Annotated in this window: 19 protein-coding genes; 18 read left to right on the top strand and 1 reads right to left on the bottom strand. The window is 50.8% G+C overall.

Going from position 1 to position 22,677, the window contains the following annotated elements; translation table 11 throughout:
- Positions 1–45: 45 nt before the first annotated feature.
- The 13 genes from atpF to phoU all read left to right on the top strand — a co-directional run bounded on the left by atpF (position 46) and on the right by phoU (position 14,669).
- The gene (gene atpF, locus AACS05_RS23625) at positions 46–516 is read left to right on the top strand and encodes a F0F1 ATP synthase subunit B (RefSeq protein WP_003023796.1); all 471 of its coding nucleotides are present in this window, start codon (positions 46–48) and stop codon (positions 514–516) included.
- A gap of 14 nt (positions 517–530) precedes the next feature.
- A complete protein-coding gene (atpH, locus tag AACS05_RS23620) occupies positions 531–1,064 on the top strand; it encodes a F0F1 ATP synthase subunit delta (RefSeq protein WP_045449001.1) in 534 nt (177 codons plus the stop codon).
- Positions 1,065–1,076: 12 nt separating this feature from the next.
- On the top strand, positions 1,077–2,618 hold the full coding sequence (gene atpA, locus AACS05_RS23615; RefSeq protein ID WP_003827026.1) for a F0F1 ATP synthase subunit alpha: 1,542 nt from the start codon (positions 1,077–1,079) through the stop codon (positions 2,616–2,618).
- Positions 2,619–2,668: 50 nt separating this feature from the next.
- On the top strand, positions 2,669–3,532 hold the full coding sequence (gene atpG / locus AACS05_RS23610) for a F0F1 ATP synthase subunit gamma (RefSeq protein WP_005121458.1): 864 nt from the start codon (positions 2,669–2,671) through the stop codon (positions 3,530–3,532).
- Positions 3,533–3,558: 26 nt separating this feature from the next.
- The gene (atpD, locus tag AACS05_RS23605; RefSeq protein ID WP_045448998.1) at positions 3,559–4,941 is read left to right on the top strand and encodes a F0F1 ATP synthase subunit beta; all 1,383 of its coding nucleotides are present in this window, start codon (positions 3,559–3,561) and stop codon (positions 4,939–4,941) included.
- Positions 4,942–4,961: 20 nt separating this feature from the next.
- A complete protein-coding gene (locus AACS05_RS23600) occupies positions 4,962–5,381 on the top strand; it encodes a F0F1 ATP synthase subunit epsilon (RefSeq protein ID WP_005121460.1) in 420 nt (139 codons plus the stop codon).
- A gap of 714 nt (positions 5,382–6,095) precedes the next feature.
- Positions 6,096–7,466 (top strand): bifunctional UDP-N-acetylglucosamine diphosphorylase/glucosamine-1-phosphate N-acetyltransferase GlmU, encoded by a 1,371-nt coding sequence (glmU, locus tag AACS05_RS23595; protein ID WP_045448996.1) that lies wholly within the window; start codon positions 6,096–6,098, stop codon positions 7,464–7,466.
- A gap of 322 nt (positions 7,467–7,788) precedes the next feature.
- Positions 7,789–9,618 carry a glutamine--fructose-6-phosphate transaminase (isomerizing) gene (gene glmS, locus AACS05_RS23590; RefSeq protein WP_045448994.1) on the top strand — a complete coding sequence of 610 codons (1,830 nt, stop codon included), beginning with the start codon at positions 7,789–7,791 and terminating at the stop codon, positions 9,616–9,618.
- Positions 9,619–9,945: 327 nt separating this feature from the next.
- A complete protein-coding gene (gene pstS / locus AACS05_RS23585) occupies positions 9,946–10,986 on the top strand; it encodes a phosphate ABC transporter substrate-binding protein PstS (protein ID WP_045449847.1) in 1,041 nt (346 codons plus the stop codon).
- A 145-nt stretch (positions 10,987–11,131) separates the two neighbouring features.
- On the top strand, positions 11,132–12,091 hold the full coding sequence (gene pstC / locus AACS05_RS23580; RefSeq protein ID WP_045448992.1) for a phosphate ABC transporter permease PstC: 960 nt from the start codon (positions 11,132–11,134) through the stop codon (positions 12,089–12,091).
- Positions 12,091–12,981: a phosphate ABC transporter permease PstA gene (pstA, locus tag AACS05_RS23575; RefSeq protein ID WP_045448990.1), complete on the top strand. Its 891-nt coding sequence runs from the start codon at positions 12,091–12,093 to the stop codon at positions 12,979–12,981. The genes pstC and pstA overlap by 1 nt, the downstream gene beginning before the upstream one ends.
- A gap of 51 nt (positions 12,982–13,032) precedes the next feature.
- On the top strand, positions 13,033–13,806 hold the full coding sequence (gene pstB / locus AACS05_RS23570) for a phosphate ABC transporter ATP-binding protein PstB (protein ID WP_045448988.1): 774 nt from the start codon (positions 13,033–13,035) through the stop codon (positions 13,804–13,806).
- Positions 13,807–13,943: 137 nt separating this feature from the next.
- Positions 13,944–14,669, top strand: coding sequence for a phosphate signaling complex protein PhoU (gene phoU / locus AACS05_RS23565; RefSeq protein WP_003023824.1), 726 nt, complete (start codon positions 13,944–13,946; stop codon positions 14,667–14,669).
- A gap of 103 nt (positions 14,670–14,772) precedes the next feature.
- On the opposite strand, the gene yieH is transcribed toward phoU, so the two are convergent.
- On the bottom strand, positions 14,773–15,438 hold the full coding sequence (gene yieH, locus AACS05_RS23560) for a 6-phosphogluconate phosphatase (RefSeq protein ID WP_045448986.1): 666 nt from the start codon (positions 15,436–15,438) through the stop codon (positions 14,773–14,775).
- 167 nt (positions 15,439–15,605) lie between these two features.
- Between yieH and adeP the strand changes: the two genes are divergently transcribed.
- The 5 genes from adeP (at position 15,606) to phsC (ending at position 22,666) form a co-directional block, all read left to right on the top strand.
- The gene (adeP, locus tag AACS05_RS23555; RefSeq protein ID WP_045448984.1) at positions 15,606–16,943 is read left to right on the top strand and encodes an adenine permease AdeP; all 1,338 of its coding nucleotides are present in this window, start codon (positions 15,606–15,608) and stop codon (positions 16,941–16,943) included.
- Between the two features lie 408 nt (positions 16,944–17,351).
- Entirely contained in the window at positions 17,352–19,055 is a 1,704-nt protein-coding gene (locus AACS05_RS23550; protein WP_045448982.1) for an HAL/PAL/TAL family ammonia-lyase, read from the top strand.
- Positions 19,052–20,632: a flavocytochrome c gene (locus tag AACS05_RS23545; RefSeq protein WP_223307021.1), complete on the top strand. Its 1,581-nt coding sequence runs from the start codon at positions 19,052–19,054 to the stop codon at positions 20,630–20,632. The genes AACS05_RS23550 and AACS05_RS23545 overlap by 4 nt, the downstream gene beginning before the upstream one ends.
- A 16-nt stretch (positions 20,633–20,648) precedes the next feature.
- Positions 20,649–21,050, top strand: coding sequence for a cytochrome c3 family protein (locus AACS05_RS23540; RefSeq protein WP_223307020.1), 402 nt, complete (start codon positions 20,649–20,651; stop codon positions 21,048–21,050).
- 8 nt (positions 21,051–21,058) lie between these two features.
- Positions 21,059–22,666 (top strand): thiosulfate reductase cytochrome B subunit, encoded by a 1,608-nt coding sequence (gene phsC, locus AACS05_RS23535; RefSeq protein ID WP_052369299.1) that lies wholly within the window; start codon positions 21,059–21,061, stop codon positions 22,664–22,666.
- Positions 22,667–22,677 lie beyond the last annotated feature (11 nt).

The following is a 22,677-nucleotide window of genomic DNA, read 5'->3' as shown; positions in this document are numbered from 1 at the left end:
ATTAAAAGCAATATCAGAACGTTAACTAGATAGAGGCATTGTGCTGTGAATCTTAACGCAACAATCCTCGGCCAGGCCATCGCGTTTGTCCTGTTCGTTCTGTTCTGCATGAAGTACGTATGGCCGCCGTTAATGGCTGCCATCGAAAAACGTCAAAAAGAAATTGCTGACGGTCTTGCTTCTGCGGAACGAGCACATAAGGATCTTGACCTTGCAAAGGCCAGCGCGACCGACCAGCTGAAAAAGGCTAAAGCGGAAGCTCAGGTAATCATCGAGCAGGCGAACAAACGTCGCGCTCAGATCCTGGACGAAGCCAAAACTGAAGCAGAGCAGGAACGTACTAAAATCGTGGCACAAGCGCAGGCGGAAATTGAAGCCGAGCGTAAACGTGCTCGCGAAGAGCTGCGTAAGCAAGTTGCTATCCTGGCTGTTGCTGGCGCCGAGAAGATCATCGAACGTTCCGTGGATGAAGCTGCTAACAGCGACATCGTGGACAAACTTGTCGCTGAACTGTAAGGAGGGAGGGGCTGATGTCTGAATTTATTACGGTAGCTCGCCCCTACGCCAAAGCAGCTTTTGACTTTGCCGTTGAGCACCAAAGCGTTGACCGTTGGCAAGATATGCTGATGTTTGCCGCTGAGGTGACGAAAAACGAACAAATGGCAGAGCTTCTCTCTGGCGCGCTGGCGCCGGAAACGCTCGCTGAGTCGTTTATCGCAGTCTGCGGTGAGCAGCTGGACGAAAACGGCCAAAACCTGATTAAGGTGATGGCTGAAAATAACCGTCTGAATGCGCTCCCGGATGTTCTTGAGCAGTTTATTCACCTGCGTGCAGCCAGTGAGGCGATCTCTGAGGTAGAAGTTACTTCTGCCAATGCACTGAGTGATGAACAGCTTACGAAGATTAGTGCAGCGATGGAAAAACGTCTGTCACGCAAAGTTAAGCTGAATTGCAAAATCGATAAGTCTGTAATGGCAGGCGTAATCATCCGTGCGGGTGATATGGTCATTGATGGCAGCGTACGCGGCCGTCTTGAACGCCTTGCAGACGTCTTGCAGTCTTAAGGGGACTGGAGCATGCAACTGAATTCCACCGAAATCAGCGAACTGATCAAGCAGCGCATTGCTCAGTTCAGTGTTGTGAGCGAAGCTCACAACGAAGGTACTATTGTTTCTGTAAGTGACGGTGTTATCCGCATCCACGGCCTTGCCGACTGTATGCAGGGTGAGATGATTTCCCTGCCGGGTAACCGTTACGCAATCGCACTGAACCTGGAGCGCGACTCCGTAGGTGCAGTTGTGATGGGTCCATACGCTGACCTCGCCGAAGGCATGAAGGTTAAGTGTACGGGTCGTATTCTGGAAGTTCCGGTTGGCCGTGGCCTGCTGGGTCGTGTGGTGAACACTCTGGGTTCCCCAATCGACGGTAAAGGTCCGGTTGATAACGATGGCTTCTCGCCAATCGAAGTTATCGCTCCGGGCGTAATCGAACGTCAGTCCGTCGATCAGCCGGTACAGACCGGTTATAAATCCGTTGATGCTATGATCCCAATCGGTCGTGGTCAGCGTGAATTGATCATCGGTGACCGTCAGACCGGTAAAACCGCGATGGCAATCGATGCGATCATCAACCAGCGCGATTCCGGCATCAAATGTGTGTACGTGGCTATTGGCCAGAAAGCGTCCACTATTTCTAACGTGGTTCGTAAACTGGAAGAACACGGCGCACTGTCCAACACCATCGTTGTTGTGGCAACCGCGTCTGAATCCGCTGCACTGCAATATCTGGCGCCATATGCCGGTTGCGCAATGGGCGAATACTTCCGTGACCGCGGCGAAGATGCACTGATCGTTTATGATGACCTGTCCAAACAGGCCGTTGCTTACCGTCAGGTTTCCCTGCTGCTCCGTCGTCCGCCAGGACGTGAAGCATTCCCGGGCGACGTATTTTACCTCCACTCCCGTCTGCTGGAACGCGCATCCCGCGTTAACGCGGAATACGTTGAGAAGTTCACCAATGGTGAAGTTAAAGGTAAAACCGGCTCCCTGACCGCTCTGCCGATTATCGAAACCCAGGCGGGTGACGTTTCTGCGTTCGTTCCGACCAACGTAATTTCCATTACTGATGGTCAGATCTTCCTGGAAACCAACCTGTTTAACTCCGGTATTCGTCCGGCAGTTAACCCAGGTATCTCCGTATCTCGTGTAGGTGGCGCAGCGCAGACCAAGATCATTAAGAAACTGTCCGGTGGTATTCGTACCGCACTGGCACAGTATCGTGAACTGGCAGCGTTTTCTCAGTTCGCTTCCGACCTGGATGAAGCTACGCGTAAGCAGCTGAGCCACGGTCAGAAAGTAACTGAACTGCTGAAGCAGAAACAGTATGCCCCAATGTCTGTAGCACAGCAGGGTGTGGTGCTGTTTGCGGCTGAACGCGGTTACCTCGAAGATGTGGAACTGGCGAAAATCGGTAGTTTCGAAGCTGCTCTGCTGGCTTACGTCGACCGTGACCACGCTCCGCTGATGCAAGAGATTAACCAGTCCGGTGGCTATAACGATGAAATCGAAGGCAAGCTGAAAGCTATCCTCGATTCCTTCAAAGCAACCCAGTCCTGGTAACGTCTGGCGGTCTGTCCTAGGACGGACCGCAAGGCATTGAGGAGAAGCTCATGGCCGGCGCAAAAGAGATACGTAGTAAGATCGCAAGCGTCCAGAACACGCAGAAGATCACTAAAGCGATGGAGATGGTCGCCGCTTCCAAAATGCGTAAATCGCAGGATCGCATGGCGGCCAGCCGTCCTTATGCAGAGACCATGCGCAAAGTGATTGGTCACCTTGCGAATGGTAATCTGGAATATAAGCACCCTTACCTGGAAGAACGCGACGTTAAACGCGTGGGCTACCTGGTGGTGTCGACCGATCGTGGTCTGTGTGGCGGCTTGAACATTAACCTGTTCAAAAAACTGCTGGCAGATATGAAAACATGGTCCGATAAAGGCGTTCAGTGCGACATCGCAATGATCGGCTCTAAGGGCGTGTCTTTCTTTAACTCCGTTGGCGGTAACGTGGTTGCTCAGGTAACCGGTATGGGGGATAACCCTTCCCTGTCCGAACTGATCGGTCCGGTTAAAGTGATGCTGCAGGCCTACGATGAAGGCCGTCTGGACAGACTGTACGTTGTCAGCAACAAATTTATTAACACCATGTCTCAGGTGCCAACTCTTACCCAACTGTTGCCGTTACCGGCATCAGAAGATGAAGAGTTAAAACAAAAAGCCTGGGATTACCTGTATGAACCAGACCCGAAACCGCTGCTGGATACTCTGCTGCGTCGTTACGTTGAATCTCAGGTTTATCAGGGTGTGGTAGAAAACCTGGCCAGCGAGCAGGCCGCACGTATGGTGGCGATGAAAGCCGCGACCGACAATGGCGGCAGCCTGATTAAAGAGCTGCAGTTGGTATACAACAAAGCTCGTCAGGCCAGCATTACTCAGGAACTCACCGAAATCGTCGGTGGTGCATCCGCGGTATAACCAGGTTAATTCGTAGAGGATTCAAGATGGCTACTGGAAAAATTGTCCAGGTAATCGGCGCCGTGGTTGACGTCGAATTCCCTCAGGATGCCGTACCGCGCGTGTACGATGCTCTTGAGGTTATGAATGGTAATGAGAGCCTGGTGCTGGAAGTTCAGCAGCAGCTCGGCGGCGGTATCGTGCGTACCATCGCCATGGGTTCTTCCGACGGTCTGCGTCGTGGTCTGGAAGTTAAAGACCTCGAACATCCGATCGAAGTCCCGGTAGGTAAAGCAACCCTGGGTCGTATCATGAACGTTCTGGGTCACCCGATCGACATGAAAGGCGATATCGGTGAAGAAGAGCGTTGGGCTATCCACCGCGCAGCACCGTCCTATGAAGAGCTGTCCAGCTCTCAGGAACTGCTGGAAACCGGTATCAAAGTTATCGACCTGATGTGTCCGTTCGCGAAGGGCGGTAAAGTTGGTCTGTTCGGTGGTGCGGGTGTAGGTAAAACCGTAAACATGATGGAGCTGATCCGTAACATCGCGATCGAACACTCCGGTTACTCCGTGTTTGCAGGTGTTGGTGAGCGTACTCGTGAGGGTAACGACTTCTACCACGAAATGACCGACTCTAACGTTCTGGATAAAGTATCCCTGGTTTATGGCCAGATGAACGAGCCGCCGGGAAACCGTCTGCGCGTTGCTCTGACCGGTCTGACTATGGCTGAGAAGTTCCGTGACGAAGGTCGTGACGTTCTGTTGTTCGTCGATAACATCTATCGTTATACCCTGGCCGGTACGGAAGTATCCGCACTGCTGGGTCGTATGCCATCAGCGGTAGGTTATCAGCCGACTCTGGCGGAAGAGATGGGTGTTCTTCAGGAACGTATCACCTCTACCAAAACTGGTTCTATCACCTCCGTTCAGGCGGTATACGTACCTGCGGATGACTTGACTGACCCATCCCCAGCAACCACCTTTGCTCACTTGGATGCAACCGTGGTACTGAGCCGTCAGATCGCATCTCTGGGTATCTACCCGGCAGTTGACCCGCTGGATTCCACCAGCCGTCAGTTGGATCCGCTGGTTGTTGGTCAGGAACACTACGACACTGCGCGTGGCGTACAGTCCCTGCTGCAGCGTTATCAGGAACTGAAAGACATCATCGCCATCCTGGGTATGGATGAATTGTCTGAAGAAGATAAACTGGTGGTAGCACGTGCGCGTAAGATCCAGCGCTTCCTGTCCCAGCCGTTCTTCGTCGCGGAAGTATTTACCGGTTCCCCAGGTAAATATGTTTCCCTGAAAGACACCATCCGTGGCTTTAAAGGCATCATGGAAGGCGAATACGATCACCTGCCAGAGCAGGCGTTCTACATGGTTGGTTCTATCGACGAAGCCGTGGAAAAAGCCAAAAAACTTTAACGCCTTAATCGGAGGGTGATATGGCAATGACTTACCACCTGGACGTCGTCAGCGCAGAGCAACAAATGTTCTCTGGTCTGGTCGAAAAAATCCAGGTAACGGGTAGTGAAGGTGAACTGGGTATTTTCCCAGGGCATGCCCCACTGCTCACCGCCATTAAGCCTGGTATGATCCGCATCGTTAAACAGTTCGGTCATGAAGAGTTTATCTACCTGTCCGGCGGCATTCTTGAAGTGCAGCCTGGCAACGTGACCGTACTGGCTGATACCGCGATTCGCGGGCAGGATCTCGATGAAGCGAGAGCCCTGGAAGCGAAACGTAAGGCTGAAGAGCACATTAAGAGCTCTCACGGTGACGTGGATTACGCTCAGGCATCTGCGGAACTGGCCAAAGCGATCGCGAAATTGCGCGTTATCGAGTTGACCAAAAAAGCGATGTAACACCGGCTTGAAAACACAAAAACCAGTCTGATTTCAGGCTGGTTTTTTTATGCCTGTGGTTTAAGTTATATAAGCTGAAAAGCTATTTTAATATTTATGTGATCTGTATCACGTAAATATTGATCGATTAAAAAATGAAGCGTAGACTTGTTTTTGTGATGAGTGTCACATAATTAACTCAGATAAAAACAGGATACCAACATGAAATTGATCAACAAAATCATCGCCCTTTTCAGCAACATGAACGTTTCTTTCGGCATGTTCAATCTGTAATACCCTGCCTGCAATGTGGCGCTGTGCTTAATGTGGTTTGTAAGCAAGCGCCGTCAGTCGTCTCACTCCCTGTTCTCGTACTTTTCCCCTTAAATACAGCAAGTTGTCTTATCTATTTTTGTCTGCATAGTCTGAAATCATGACTCGCAGGTATTTTGCTGCTGCCGGCTGAATTTGAGCGATAAAATCGCGTGCTATGTACTAAATTCTTTATTCATTAGGCAAAAAAATAGCAAAAACATTAACCTAAGGCTTTAATAGGTACAGACTCCTGGTTTCGGGGAGACAAAAGACGCCGATATAGATGAAAATAGTTGATTAACAGGTAGGTATTTTCTCCTATTGAACGTTTTATCTTCGGCCCATTTCACGATGAAAAAAATGTAGTAATTTCAATGTGAAACGGTATAAATTCGTTCTCAAATTTAAGTCAGGACGTGTATGTTGAATAGTGCTATGAGCGTCGTGATCCTTGCCGCTGGCAAAGGTACACGCATGTATTCCGATCTCCCTAAAGTGCTGCACACTCTCGCGGGAAAGGCGATGGTCCAGCATGTCATTGATGCTGCTAATGAATTAGGGGCAACTCATGTACACCTGGTCTATGGACACGGTGGTGATTTGCTTAAGCAGACACTGAAAGAAGGCAACCTTAACTGGGTTTTGCAGGCAGAGCAGTTGGGAACCGGCCATGCGATGCAGCAGGCAGCGCCATTCTTTGGTGATGACGAAGACATTTTAATGCTCTATGGCGATGTCCCGCTAATCTCCACTACTACGTTACAACGCTTGCGTGATGCAAAACCGCAGGGTGGTATCGGCTTATTAACGGTAAAACTGGACGACCCAACCGGTTATGGGCGCATTACGCGTGATGACGGTAAAGTCACCGGTATCGTAGAGCATAAAGATGCTACCGACGAGCAGCGTCAGATCCAGGAAATCAACACCGGTATTCTGATTGCCAACGGCGCGGACATGAAGCGCTGGCTGTCAAAATTGACTAACAACAATGCGCAGGGTGAATACTACATCACCGATATCATAGCGCTTGCCTGGCAGGAAGGTCGTGAGATCACTGCCGTTCATCCTGACAGACTCAGTGAAGTGGAAGGCGTGAATAACCGCTTACAACTATCCCGTCTGGAGCGCGTGTACCAGTCTGAACAGGCTGAAAAACTGCTGTTGGCGGGGGTTATGCTGCGCGATCCGGCTCGTTTTGATCTGCGCGGTACGCTTATTCACGGGCGCGATGTTGAAATTGATACTAACGTTATCATTGAAGGTAACGTAACGCTCGGGAACCGCGTGAAGATAAGCGCAGGGTGCATCATCAAAAACAGCGTGATTGGTGATGACTGTGAGCTTAGTCCGTACAGTGTGGTTGAAGATGCACGCCTGGACGCTGCTTGCACTATCGGACCTTTCGCGCGTCTGCGCCCGGGAGCCGAACTGCAGGAAGGCGCGCACGTAGGGAACTTCGTCGAAATGAAAAAAGCGCGTCTGGGTAAAGGCTCTAAAGCCGGTCATTTGACTTATCTGGGCGATGCGGAAATTGGCGATAATGTGAATATCGGTGCGGGTACGATCACCTGTAACTACGATGGTGCCAATAAGTTTAAAACCATTATTGGCGACGATGTTTTTGTTGGTTCAGACACTCAGCTGGTGGCTCCTGTTACCGTGGGTAAGGGCGCGACTATCGCAGCCGGAACTACCGTTACGCGAAATATCGCCGATAATGAACTGGTTTTAAGCCGCGTGCCGCAGGTCCATAAGCAGGGCTGGAAACGTCCGGTGAAGAAAAAATAATTTTAGTTTTGTAGGCCTGATAAGGCGTAGCCATCATCAGGCAGACAGAGGGATGAGGAGGTAAATATATATCTCCCTCCCAATAGCAGTAACTATAAAAATAACCCCACTCTCTACAAGGCTCGGGGAGCCCGGAATACGGGCATTGCCCAAAGTATTTCGCGCCTTAGCAAGGCGGCAAACCTGGGAATCTTCGGGAGCTTACTGAGGTAAGTGACCGGAGTGAACAAGTGCAGCCAACGCAGCAACGGCGTGAAAGACGAAGGGTAAACAGGTTGACCGACAACGACAGGCATAATGCCTAAATTCGGAATCATAAAATATGTGTGGAATTGTTGGCGCTATCGCGCAGCGTGATGTAGCTGAAATCCTTCTCGAAGGTTTACGTCGTCTGGAATATCGTGGCTATGACTCTGCCGGTCTGGCAGTTGTCGATGCTGAAGGCAACATGACCCGTCTGCGTCGTCTGGGTAAAGTACAGATGCTTACCGCTGCTGCGGAAGAACATCCGTTGCATGGCGGCACAGGTATTGCTCATACCCGTTGGGCGACCCATGGTGAACCTTCAGAAGCGAACGCGCATCCGCATGTTTCTGAACATATTGTGGTGGTGCATAACGGCATCATCGAAAACCATGAACCACTGCGCGAAATGCTGAAAGCGCGTGGTTACACCTTCGTTTCTGAAACCGATACCGAAGTGATTGCTCACCTGGTGCATTGGGAGCTGGAACAGGGCGGAACCCTACGTGAAGCTGTGCTGCGGACTATCCCGCAACTGCGCGGTGCATACGGCACGGTGATCATGGACACCCGTAACCCGGAAGTCCTGCTGGCGGCACGTTCTGGTAGCCCGCTGGTTATTGGCTTGGGGATGGGTGAGAACTTTATCGCTTCCGATCAGCTGGCGCTGCTGCCGGTTACCCGTCGCTTTATCTTCCTTGAAGAAGGCGATATTGCGGAAGTGACCCGCCGTTCGGTCTCTATTTTCGATAAGTCTGGCGAAGAAGTGACACGTCAGGATATCGAATCCAGTCTGCAATATGATGCTGGCGAAAAAGGTATTTACCGCCACTACATGCAGAAAGAGATTTACGAACAGCCGAACGCGATTAAAAACACCCTTACCGGGCGTATCAGCCATGGTGAAGTGGATTTAAGCGAGCTGGGTCCGAATGCCAACGAGCTGCTGTCTCAGGTGGAGCATATCCAGATTATCGCCTGTGGTACCTCGTACAACTCAGGTATGGTATCCCGCTACTGGTTCGAGTCGCTGGCAGGTATTTCCTGTGATGTGGAAATCGCTTCCGAGTTCCGCTATCGCAAATCAGCTGTGCGTCGTAACAGCCTGATGATCACTCTTTCCCAGTCTGGTGAAACGGCGGATACCCTGGCGGGTCTGCGCTTGTCTAAAGATCTGGGCTATCTGGGATCGCTGGCTATCTGTAACGTACCGGGATCTTCTCTGGTGCGTGAATCAGACCTGGCGATAATGACCAATGCCGGGACTGAAATAGGCGTGGCTTCGACGAAAGCATTTACCACTCAGTTGACAGTTCTGTTGATGCTGGTGGCGAAACTGTCTCGTCTGAAAGGCCTGGATGCGTCAATCGAACAGGAGATCGTTCACGGTCTGCAGGCATTGCCGAGCCGCATTGAACAGATGCTGTCTCAGGACAAACGTATCGCAGCTCTGGCGGAAGATTTCTCTGACAAACATCATGCGCTGTTCCTTGGCCGTGGCGATCAGTATCCGATTGCGCTGGAAGGCGCGCTGAAGTTAAAAGAGATCTCTTATATTCACGCTGAAGCTTATGCCGCTGGCGAACTGAAACACGGCCCGCTGGCGCTGATTGATGCCGATATGCCGGTTATCGTGGTTGCACCGAACAACGAACTGTTGGAAAAACTGAAATCCAACATTGAAGAAGTTCGTGCCCGCGGCGGCCAGTTATACGTCTTCGCCGATCAGGATGCTGGGTTCACTAGCAGCGAAAACATGCACATCATTGAGATGCCGCATGTGGAAGAGGTCATTGCACCGATCTTCTACACTGTTCCGCTGCAGTTGCTGGCTTATCACGTGGCGCTGATTAAAGGCACCGATGTGGATCAGCCGCGTAACCTGGCTAAATCGGTTACTGTAGAGTAAGTCGGTTATAGTGAAAATGCCCCGCTTTTGGCGGGGCATTTTTTATTCGTTGTTCTGTTTTTAATCAACTATCCCGCTTTTTTTATGTGACAAACCGTCATCTTCAGCTACTGTTTTCAGTGTCATAAAAAGAAATTTTTTGCGAAATATTACCGTCACGTGTCATTTCAACTGATTATTTTTATTGGTTTTTTTTATTTGTTTTGTCTGATTTATTTCGTTGTCATAAAACTGTCATATTTCGTACATTTAACTGTCACCTGTTTATCCTATTTTGCTCATCGTAGCCACTTAACAATGATTTACGAAAATCGTGCAGGAGACATTATGAAAGTTATGCGTACCACTGTCGCAACTGTTGTCGCCGCGACCTTATCGATGAGTGCTTTCTCTGTATTCGCAGCAGCAAGCCTGACAGGTGCAGGTGCAACTTTTCCTGCGCCGGTGTATGCCAAATGGGCTGATACCTATCAGAAAGAGACCGGTAGCAAAGTAAACTACCAGGGTATCGGCTCCTCCGGTGGTGTAAAGCAAATTACTGCAAATACCGTTGATTTCGGTGCATCTGATGCACCATTGTCTGATGAGAAACTGGCACAGGAAGGTCTTTTCCAGTTCCCAACAGTGATCGGCGGTGTGGTGCTGGCGGTGAATATCCCAGGCCTGAAATCCGGTGAGCTGGTGCTTGACGGTAAAACGCTAGGTGACATCTATCTCGGCAAAATTAAGAAGTGGGATGATGAAGCCATCACCAAACTGAACCCGGGTCTGAAACTGCCTTCTCAGAATATCGCCGTTGTTCGTCGTGCTGATGGTTCCGGTACTTCCTTCGTATTCACCAGCTATCTGGCAAAAGTGAATGAAGAGTGGAAATCTAAAATTGGTTCAGGCTCTACCGTTAACTGGCCAACCGGTCTGGGTGGTAAAGGTAACGACGGTATCGCCGCGTTCGTACAGCGTCTGCCAGGCTCTATCGGCTACGTTGAATATGCTTATGCTAAGCAGAACAACCTGGCCTATACCAAACTGGTTACTGCTGACGGCAAACCGGTAAGTCCGACCGAAGAAAGTTTCGCTAATGCGGCTAAAGGCGCTGACTGGAGCAAAACTTTTGCCCAGGATCTGACTAACCAGAAAGGTGACGAGGCGTGGCCAATCACGTCTACAACCTTCATTCTGGTTCATAAAGAGCAGAAGAAACCTGAGCAAGGCGCTGAGGTGCTGAAATTCTTTGACTGGGCATACAAAAATGGCGGCAAGCAGGCCAATGACCTGGATTACGCCAGCCTGCCGGACAGCGTGGTTGAGCAGATTCGTGCTGCATGGAAGACCAACGTGAAAGACAGCAGTGGTAAAGCGCTGTATTAACAGAATATCTTTGACGAATTGGCGGATGGCGCTACGCTTATCCGCCCTACGGTTCAGACTGTAGGCCCAATGTATAGACCGGATAAGCGTAGCGCCATCCGGTTTGGGCAACTTCGTAAAACGTGTTTAATGGAAAGAGTAATTTATGGCTGCAACCAAGCCTGCTTTTAACCCTCCGGGTAAAAAGGGTGACATGATATTCAGTGCGCTGGTAAAACTGGCTGCGCTGATTGTGCTATTGATGTTGGGTGGCATTATTGTCTCTCTGGTCATCTCCTCCTGGCCAAGCATCCAGAAATTTGGTTTCTCGTTCCTGTGGACCAAAGAATGGGATGCGCCAAACGATATCTACGGTGCGCTGGTACCAATTTACGGTACGTTGGTCACCTCTCTTATTGCACTGCTGATTGCCGTTCCGGTGAGCTTCGGCATTGCGTTGTTTCTGACGGAATTAGCGCCTGGCTGGCTGCGTCGCCCGCTGGGTATCGCTATCGAACTGCTGGCGGCGATCCCGAGTATCGTTTACGGCATGTGGGGCTTGTTTATCTTTGCTCCGCTGTTCGCAACCTACTTCCAGGAGCCAGTCGGTAACATTCTTTCCAATATCCCGTTTGTTGGTGCCCTGTTCTCCGGTCCGGCATTTGGCATTGGTATTCTGGCCGCTGGCGTGATCCTTGCCATCATGATCATCCCGTACATTGCAGCCGTTATGCGCGATGTGTTCGAACAAACGCCGGTGCTGATGAAAGAGTCAGCCTATGGTATCGGTTGCACTACCTGGGAAGTTATCTGGCGTATCGTCCTGCCGTTCACCAAAAATGGTGTGATTGGTGGCGTGATGCTGGGTCTTGGGCGCGCGTTGGGTGAAACCATGGCGGTAACCTTTATTATCGGTAACACCTACCAGCTCGACAGTGCGTCGCTGTACATGCCGGGCAACAGCATTACCTCTGCGCTGGCGAATGAGTTTGCCGAAGCGGAATCTGGCTTGCATGTTGCTGCTCTGATGGAACTGGGGCTGATCCTGTTTGTGATCACCTTCATCGTGCTGGCGGCATCTAAGTTCATGATCATGCGCCTTGCGAAAAACGAGGGGGCACGCTAATGGCTACGCTTGAAATGCAAAACACAGCCGCGCTGGCGGAATCCCGCCGTAAGATGCAGGCGCGTCGCCGTATGAAAAACCGCATCGCGCTGACGCTCTCTATGGCGACGATGGCATTCGGTCTGTTCTGGCTTATCTGGATCCTGATGTCCACGGTTACCCGTGGTATTGATGGCATGTCGCTGGCACTGTTCACCGAAATGACGCCTCCGCCAAATACCGCTGGTGGTGGTCTGGCGAACGCTCTGGCCGGTAGCGGACTGTTGATTCTGTGGGCGACCGTGTTTGGTACACCGCTCGGTATTATGGCGGGCATCTATCTGGCCGAGTACGGGCGTAAGTCCTGGCTGGCTGAGGTGATCCGTTTTATCAACGATATTCTGCTTTCTGCACCATCAATTGTTGTTGGTCTGTTTGTTTACACCATTGTGGTGGCGAAGATGGAGCACTTCTCCGGCTGGGCGGGTGTTATCGCGCTGGCACTGCTGCAGGTGCCTATCGTTATCCGCACCACCGAGAACATGCTCAAACTGGTGCCGGACAGCCTGCGTGAAGCGGCATATGCGCTGGGTACGCCGAAGTGGAAGATGATTTCTGCTATCACCCTGAAAGCGTCTGTCTCCGGCATTATTACAGGCGTTCTGCTGGCGATTGCGCGTATTGCGGGTGAAACCGCCCCGCTGTTGTTTACGTCGCTCTCCAATCAGTTCTGGAGCACCGACATGATGCAACCCATTGCCAACCTGCCGGTAACGATATTTAAGTTTGCGATGAGTCCATTTGCTGAATGGCAGCAACTGGCCTGGGCCGGGGTGTTGATTATTACCCTGTGCGTACTGTTGCTGAATATTCTGGCGCGCGTGATTTTCGCGAAGAAGAAACACGGTTAATTATTTACGGCGCGGCCAACGACGGCGGCGCTGAATGAGGAAGAGATTGAGATGAGTATGGTTAACACGACTCCGGGTAAAATTTCAGTACGTGACCTGAACTTCTACTACGGCAAATTCCATGCCCTGAAGAACATCAACCTGGATATCGCTAAAAACCAGGTAACTGCGTTTATCGGTCCGTCAGGTTGCGGTAAATCAACGTTGCTGCGTACTTTTAACAAAATGTTTGAATTGTACCCGGAGCAGCGTGCAGAAGGTGAAATCCTGCTGGATGGCGACAATATACTTACCAACACCCAGGATATCGCACTGCTTCGTGCCAAAGTGGGGATGGTGTTCCAGAAACCGACGCCGTTCCCGATGTCCATTTATGACAACATCGCATTTGGTGTACGCCTGTTTGAAAAGCTCTCCCGTGCGGATATGGATGAGCGTGTGCAGTGGGCGTTGACCAAGGCCGCATTATGGAACGAAACCAAAGATAAACTGCACCAGAGCGGGTACTCTCTCTCCGGTGGTCAGCAGCAGCGTTTATGTATTGCGCGTGGTATCGCCATTCGCCCGGAAGTACTGCTGCTGGATGAGCCATGCTCAGCGCTCGACCCGATCTCCACCGGGCGTATCGAAGAGCTGATCACCGAGCTTAAAGAGGATTACACCGTTGTTATCGTCACCCACAACATGCAGCAGGCTGCACGTTGTTCAGACCACACGGCGTTTATGTACCTGGGCGAATTGATTGAGTTCAGCAACACGGACGATCTGTTCACCAAGCCCGCGAAGAAACAAACTGAAGACTACATTACCGGCCGCTACGGTTGATATGCCCTTCAGCTTTCAAGCGATAACCGCGTTGGCTGCCTTTGCTCACCCCAGTCACGTAGTAGGCTACGCTCCCGGGGACTCGCGCAGTTGCCGCCTTGTTCTCGCTCGAAATCTTTTGGACATCTGGAGAAATGATGGACAATTTAAATCTTAATAAACATATTTCCGGCCAGTTCAATGCAGAACTGGAGAGTATTCGTACCCAGGTGATGACCATGGGCGGCATGGTAGAGCAGCAGCTTTCTGATGCGATTACCGCCATGCATAATCAAGACAGCGAGCTGGCGAAGCGCGTCATTGAAGGCGACAAGAACGTCAACATGATGGAGGTGGCGATTGATGAAGCTTGTGTGCGTATCATCGCCAAGCGTCAGCCGACGGCGAGCGACCTGCGACTGGTTATGGCGATTATCAAAACCATCGCTGAACTGGAACGTATTGGTGATGTGGCCGACAAAATTTGCCGCACCGCGCTGGAAAAATTCTCTCAGCAGCATCAGCCGCTGCTGGTAAGCCTGGAATCACTGGGTCGCCACACCGTGCAAATGCTGCATGATGTGCTGGATGCCTTTGCGCGTATGGATCTGGACGAAGCGGTACGTATCTACCGTGAAGACAAGAAAGTTGACCAGGAATATGAAGGTATCGTGCGTCAACTGATGACTTACATGATGGAAGACCCGCGCACTATTCCAAGCGTACTTACCGCGCTGTTCTGTGCGCGCTCTATCGAGCGTATCGGTGACCGTTGCCAGAATATTTGCGAATACATCTTCTACTTCGTGAAGGGGCAGGATTTCCGTCACGTGGGCGGCGATGAGCTGGATAAGCTGCTGGCGGGTAAAGATCCGAAAGAGTAATAGTTGTGTGATCCGCAGGCCCGGTAAGCTTGCGCCTCCGGGCAGTTCGCCGGATGGCGCTAATGCTTATCCGGCCTACAATACAATAACCATTCCGACATCATTAGCGCGTCAAATTCCACCCACGAGCCTTCCACAACTCAGGTAACTGCGCCAGATCGGTAAAGGTCGTTACTTTTGGATGATCGATCGGCTTGTTGTGTGGATCGGCACAGAAGTAGAAAACCTCCATTCCCGCATCGATTCCCGACTGCGCACCTGCACTGGAATCATCCACCAGAATGCAGTTTTCTGCGTTGACGTTCATTGCTTTTGCCGCATGAAACATCAGGGCCGGATCGGGCTTCCAGCGCTGAATATCATAGCCACTGAACAATAAATCAGGGAAATGATGCAACATACCCAGCTTACCCAGAGAATGCTGCATTTTGCTGACCGGACCGTTAGACACCACGCATATGGGCACAGCCATGCTGTCCAGCAATGAATTAGCCCCTGCAATCACCTCCAGTTCGGTATCGAACAGGCGTGCGACCTCAGCGCGGTAAACGGGTTCTAAATCGGCTTTCGCCAGTTCGACACCGTGTTCTTCGTTGATAATGTCGATGATCTCGTAGAGCTTTACCCCCTTGAAGCGCTTAAAAATCTCTTCAAGATCGAGCGTAATGCCGAACGCCTGGAACATGCTGACATACGCGCGAGAACAAATTACTTCACTGTCGACAAGGGTACCGTCACAGTCAAAAAATACGGCTTCTATCTGGGACATGTCATTTCCATTTTAACAAGTTTAACGTTTACGTAATGCATAATGGGGTGACGCAATCGTTGCCGTATAAGCAAATTCAATGAAAAAAGTTGCTCATAACCCAACCCTATTGTCGCATTTTGGTATAGGATAGCGACGAATTTTCCCTCCTTGTTCGGAAATTGATAATGAGTCAACAACACACAACCCAGGCTTCTGGCCAGGGGATGCTGGAACGCGTGTTCAAGCTGCGCGAACATGGCACGACGGCGCGGACCGAAGTGATCGCCGGTTTCACTACTTTCCTGACGATGGTGTATATCGTTTTTGTTAACCCGCAAATTCTTGGCGTTGCGGGTATGGATACCAGTGCAGTCTTTGTCACCACCTGTCTGATTGCTGCATTTGGTAGCATCCTGATGGGACTGTTTGCCAACCTGCCGGTAGCGCTTGCACCTGCGATGGGGCTGAACGCATTTTTTGCCTTTGTAGTCGTCGGTGCGATGGGGCTGTCATGGCAGATTGGTATGGGCGCTATCTTCTGGGGCGCGGTTGGTCTGCTGCTGCTGACAATTTTCCGTGTGCGTTACTGGATGATCGCCAATATTCCGGTCAGCCTGCGCGTGGGGATCACCAGCGGTATCGGCCTGTTTATCGGCATGATGGGGCTGAAAAATGCCGGCGTTATCGTGGCGAATAAAGATACGCTGGTTTCTATCGGCAACCTGACTTCCCACAGCGTGCTGCTGGGCGTTCTTGGCTTCTTTATTATCGCGATTCTGGCATCACGCAACATTCATGCGGCGGTACTGGTCTCGATCATTGTTACCACTCTGTTGGGCTGGTTGCTGGGCGATGTCCACTACAACGGTATTGTATCTGCGCCGCCGAGCGTTATGTCCGTCATCGGGCATGTTGATCTGGCCGGTTCATTTAACATTGGTCTGGCGGGCGTTATTTTCTCTTTCATGCTGGTCAACCTGTTTGACTCCTCTGGTACGCTGATTGGCGTCACGGATAAAGCCGGCCTGGCGGACGCAAAGGGTAAGTTCCCGCGCATGAAGCAGGCGCTGTTTGTGGATAGCGTTTCGTCTGTTACCGGTGCGTTTATCGGTACATCTTCTGTAACCGCGTATATTGAATCCTCTTCCGGGGTTTCGGTCGGTGGGCGTACCGGCCTGACAGCGGTTGTTGTTGGTTTGCTGTTCCTGCTGGTTATCTTCCTTTCGCCGTTGGCGGGAATGGTTCCGGGATATGCGGCAGCCGGTGCGCTGATTTACGTTGGTGTACTGATGACGTCCAGCCTGTCACGTGTGAAGTGGGATGACCTGACAGAAGCCGTTCCGGCGTTTATTACTGCGGTAATGATGCCGTTTAGCTTCTCCATTACCGAAGGTATTGCGCTGGGCTTTATTTCCTACTGCGTAATGAAAATCGGTACCGGGCGCTTCCGTGACCTCAGCCCGTGCGTCATTGTTGTCGCGCTGCTGTTTGTATTAAAGATTGTGTTTATTGACGCACATTGATTTACCAGCCGCTTCAGCTTCACATTATGAAGCTGAAGCGGCTCCTCTGGTTATCCTGCATTATTCCTCCCCCTGCTAATTATCTTTTTCTGAATAAAAATAGACTGTAATTGATTAAAAATAATTATGAATAATAACCAAGGCTAAATATCTGTTTGGTCATAACAAGGTAAATAGCAAAATTGCACACCCGTTTCCCAGAAATCGTCACGGTTCATCCTATGACGCAGTGGTGCTGGCCTCGGTTGCGGTTTCAATTAGTTAAACACTCTGTTAATAAATTGAAATGTTTAAATTTCATTATTTTTGAAATATCAAAAATAGCCTTGATAAATGCAGGGTGCATTTCAAGTTTCGCATGCGTTTTTTTCGTTACTGTTTCTTATCTCTATAAAAAGGAATTCAGAAATGAAAAAGACGACCACTGGGATACTTTGTGTTTCTCTGCTTTTTCCATTGTTCGCGTCGGCATCCAGCGTAACGCTGGATGGGCACTCGTTAACGCTGGATGAAGCCTGGGCTATCGCACAGGGACAAAAACAAGTCGATATTGCGTCAACCGCCATGAATCGCGTCGATAAAGCCAACAAACTATTGATGATCGCTGCGGGAAAAGGTGTCCCGGTTTATGGGCTAACCGTTGGTGTTGGTTTGAACAAAGACAAATCACTGTTTGATGCGCACGGGAAATTAACTCCGGAAGTTATCCAGGCGTCGCGTGAATTTAATATCAATGCACTGCATGCACATGCTGCAGGTGTTGGTCCTGATATGCCTGACGAACTGGTGCGTCTGGCGATGGTGATCCGTCTTAACACGATGCTGACGGGGAATACTGGCGCTCAACCGCAGGTTGCCAGGATGTACCAGCAGCTACTCAACAAACATATCACCCCTGTGATACCGTCGCGCGGTTCTGTTGGTGAAGCTGATATTACCCTCGCGTCCCATATTGGCGATGTAATGATTGGTGAATGGCGTGTGCGTGTGAACGGCACCGAGATGGCTTCCGCAAAAGCGCTACAACAAGCCGGCATCGCGAAACTCGAACCGCTCGGTAAGGACGCGCTCTCTATCCTCTCTTCAAATGCAATTTCCGCCGCGTATTCAGCCAAAGCGTTGCTGGAGTCCAGGCAGATTATCAACATTACGCCAGCGGTGTTTGGTTTGTCTCTGGAAGCGCTGGATGGCAACGTTGCACCATTCTTGTACCAAAGCTTAAGTGTGCGACCTTTCCCCGGTGTGCAGGATACCGGGGGAAGCATTCGTAATGCGCTAAGCGGATCTTATCTCTGGCAGCATCAGGACGGGCGCCCTTTGCAGGATCCCCTTTCTTTCCGTACGACGGTATTTGTGCTGAATGAAGCGCGTCGTGAATGGAACGAAGCCTGGCAGATGCTGGAAATTCAACTAAACAGCTCCGACGATAATCCTGCGGTGATTGTGGATGCAGACCACTCGTTGGCGGAGAACAGTCAGGTTGAGCAGTACTTTGTTAGTGCGAAAGATGCTAACGGTGAAACCATAAGCGGCGCGATTTTCCCTACCTCTAATTTTGAACCCCTCCCGCTGGCGCTGGCGATTCAGAACTTGTCTTTAGCAATGGGGCATCTGGCGCATAACAGCGTTCAACGCACGTTACACCTGTCCGATGACCATTTCACCGGTCTAAGCCGCTTTCTCGCGTCTGATACCAATCAGAAAGGACACGCTTTCGGTGCTATCCAGAAACCTCAGGTAGCGTTACTGGCGGATATTCGCGATTTGGTTAACCCGGTCTCTCTCGATGGTCAACCGATGGCGGGAACCATTGAGGATACTTATACCAATAACCTGCGAGCCTCCAAACGACTGAGTCAAATTGCTGATGATATGTGCAATATCTATGGTCTGGAGCTGTTGCACGCCAGTCAGGCTATCGATTTACGCAAGCAGAAAAACCCAGATCTGAAGCTGGGCGAACTGACAGGAAAACTCTTTGCTACTTATCGTGAAAAGGTTCCGTTTGTTACCCAGGATCGGATTTTCAGTGACAACATTGCGGACTCTTCTGCGATGGTGGCGTCATTCCCTGCCAGCTCACTGGTCAGCATGAAGACAGGGAGCAAATGACGGCAATGAAAAAAAACAGCGATGTGTCGCGGCGAGCTTTTCTAACCCAAAGCACAATCCTGGCGACAGGCGGCGCACTGGCGACGCTAACGGGAACGGCATGGGCGCAGGAGAGCTGCGCCCAGGTTCAGGGTGTTCGCTACCATAAAATTTACGATGTGATCGTGGTCGGGAGTGGTTTTGCCGGTTTGGCCGCCGCACTTGAAGCGGTGCAGGCCGGTCGCAGTGTTCTGGTTATTGATAAAATGCCTGTTTTTGGCGGTAACTCGGCGATTAACGGCGGTGCGGTCGCCGTTGCCGATTCTCCCCCGCAGCGAAAAGAGGGGATCGTCGATTCACCTGAGCTGATGTACAAGGACATGCTTAAGGCCGGACGCGGCCTGAATGATAAAGAGCAGCTGAAAATTCTGGTTGAGAATACGAACGCGGCGTATGAATTCACGCTTAAACACGGCGTAAAGTACAAACCGTTTGTACAACACTTTGGCGGCCATTCAGTCCCTCGTACGCTGCAAACCGTGGAGAGTTCCGGTGCGGGGATCACCCGTCCATTGAAAGAATCCGCCGCGAAAATGGGCGTGGTTTTCCGTTCTCAATGCAAGCTGGAATCTTTCCTGCAAAACGCGCAAGGGCGTGTGATTGGTCTGACGGTTCGCGATGGCTATCAATTCCCTGACGAACAAACCGGGCAGATTCGTCATTACGGCGCACGTTATGGCGTAGTGATGTGTTCTGGTGGTTTTTCTAATGATTTGCGTTTCCGCAAACTGCAAAACCCCATGCTGGATGAGCGAGTAGACTCCACCAACCATCCTGGTGCCACGGCGGAATGCCTGGTACACATGCTGCGTATTGGCGCAACACCCGTACAGCTAGATCTAATCCAGCTAGGTCCCTGGTCATCGCCGGACGAACGAGGCTTCGGCTATGTGTCGCAGTTCAATACTATCTCCGGTTTTCCCAACGGGATCATGGTCAACCCGCGTACAGGTCACCGTTTCACAAACGAACTTGCCGATCGCAAAGAGCGTGAAGAGGGCATTCTGGCGCAGGTAGATGAAAAAGGTAATCCACTTTATCCCATCTGCTTCACGACGCTGGAAGGTGCAAAACTGGCCCAGAGTCTGGGGCATGCATTGCACTATGGCGTAGCCTGGCAGTTTGACTCGCTGGAACAACTGGCGGCTCATTTTGGTATCCCTTACGCCACGCTGCAGGATGAGGTAGATGCCTACAATGCCGCTGTTGCACGTAAAGGCGGTGATCGGATGAAGAAAGATGTCAGTCGTGCTGTGCCGCTGGAGAAGGGGCCGTTTGTCGCGGTGCGCGTGTGGCCCAAAGTGCACTATGTCATGGGTGGGGTACAAATCAGCATGCGCGCGGAGGTACTCAATGCGGCGGATAGTCAACCGATCGCTGGGTTATATGCTGCCGGAGAAGCAACCGCGGGGTCACATGGTGGTAGCCGCCTCGGTAGTTGCGCCGTTGCAGACTGTCTGGTCTTCGGTCGTATAGCCGGTCTCAGCGCCGCCTCTGCAACCGCGGCGGATGATTCATTTGATGTTGGGGGAATTTAACATGGCGAAATTTTGCATGGCCTTGTTACTGCTGTTGACTGGCAGTTTTTCTCAACTTGGTGTTGCAGCAGATAACGAAGCCGCCTTTCACCAGCAACTGAATACGATGGCTGTTAAGCCTTATCATCATTCTCTGGAAGCCACCGGGCGCGATACATCATGCCAATTGTGTCATGGCGCCAGCACGCCAGTCGCCGCTCCAAATGATAAAGCATGCCTGAGTTGTCATGGAACGCGGGATCAGATTGCGGGATTAACGCAGCCAGATCCACATAAAAAGAATGCCGAGCCTAATCCGCATGATTCGATGCATTACGGCAAAGATGTTCCCTGCACTGCCTGCCATAACGAGCACAAACCTTCGGTTATCTACTGCAACAACTGCCACCTCTTTAAATATCCAGATATGAAGCCATGAGGGATATTATGTGTGGGCTCTTAAAGAGAGGTTTGTTTTGTCTGGTTTCAGGATTGATATCGCTGTCGGGGTATTCCGCTCCGATCCCGACAGCGCAGCTCAATCAACCCTGCCAGGAATGCCATGCTGACAGTGACATTCAGGGAATATCAACCGATAAAGTGCAGGCTAATTTATTCGTCTCAATGGATAAATATCACGACAGCGTACATGGCAATGTGCCATGTATCGCTTGCCATCAGAGTCAGCCGGAAAGTGAGGGGTTTTCAGCCACCCCGCATGTGCTAAAACCCATTGGCGATAAGGTTTGTGAGAGCTGCCACGGCGTTGTGATGCGCGATACCGTGCATGCCATGCAGCAAAGCGTACATAATCAAAAGATTGCGAAAGGGCTGCTTTCCTGTACCTCCTGCCATAATGCGCACACGATGACGGCCGGGGAGATTAATCATCCAGATAAAAAACAAATCGCAGATGGTAATCTGATGTGCACCAATTGCCATTCGCGGGCAGGTGTATTTTCGCAGTTATCCGGGGGAAAGGCTTCTAAATCTCAGGATATGGCGCATTCAGCGCTACCTTATGCCACACAACACCTCAGTAGCCTGCGGTGTATTGATTGTCATGCTGATGCCACGGATACAACGTTGCACCGGATATTACCGGCCTCACAAACGATCGGATGTGAGCAGTGTCATGGTGACGGATCGCTGCTTAGTGCTCGCCACAAAACGTTTGCCCCTGATGAAAACACCATTGCTGGCAGTAAGTTGGGGAAAGGATTATTTGACGACCTTGCGCTCAGAAATAAACTGGCGGCGGTCGCGGTCTCAGCCCCTGTTGTTCGTCAGGTTGATGGTGCCCTGTTTACCGATACCTATATGATCGGCAATAACGGGAGTGGGCGAGTTGATCGTTTGTTTGCATACGTTCTGTGTGGATTCGTTATTCTGCTTATTTGCCATGGTTTGGGGCGACTTGTGATATCTCATCAGGCAACAGGCGGAAAGATAGAAAAACGTTATCTCTATACGTTGCCCGTTCGCTGCTGGCACTGGCTAAATGCACTTTGTTTTGCCGTACTTATTATCAGTGGTTGCGCATTGCACTGGGTAAGTTCTCGATTCTCTCTTTGGGTCGATGTACATAATATTACTGGCGTGCTTTTGTGTGTTATCTGGTTGGGCTTTATTCTGTTGGCCTGCTGCGGTAACGGGCATCACTATCGGGTTCGTTGGCAGGGAATTATTGGGCGCCTGGTACGTCAGACTCGTTATTATTTGTATGGTATTTTCCGCGGAGAACCTCACCCGGAACATGCTTCGTCTGCGGCTAAATTTAATATCCTGCAACAACTGGGTTATATCGTCGTGATGTTTCTGTTGTTACCGCTACTGATTATCACCGGGTTATTGATGATGTACCCCGGTTATACGCCGAAAACCCTCTTCACATTGCCGGGTAAGCAAGTCGTTGCATATCTCCACTATGGTCTTGCTGTCACGATGGTGGCATTTATCATCATACATCTGTATTTGTGCAGTACTGGTGATACGCCAGGTGCGCTGATTAAAGGAATGATTGACGGTTTTCATCGTACCAGGACGCGTAAATAAAGGCGTTGCTC

Origin of the sequence: Citrobacter sp. S-77 (assembly GCF_963864895.1) — a bacterium.
In the GTDB taxonomy this organism is placed as follows: domain Bacteria; phylum Pseudomonadota; class Gammaproteobacteria; order Enterobacterales; family Enterobacteriaceae; genus Citrobacter; species Citrobacter murliniae.
Note: the sequence above shows the minus strand (reverse complement) of the source record. Positions and strands in the feature narration are given on the sequence as shown.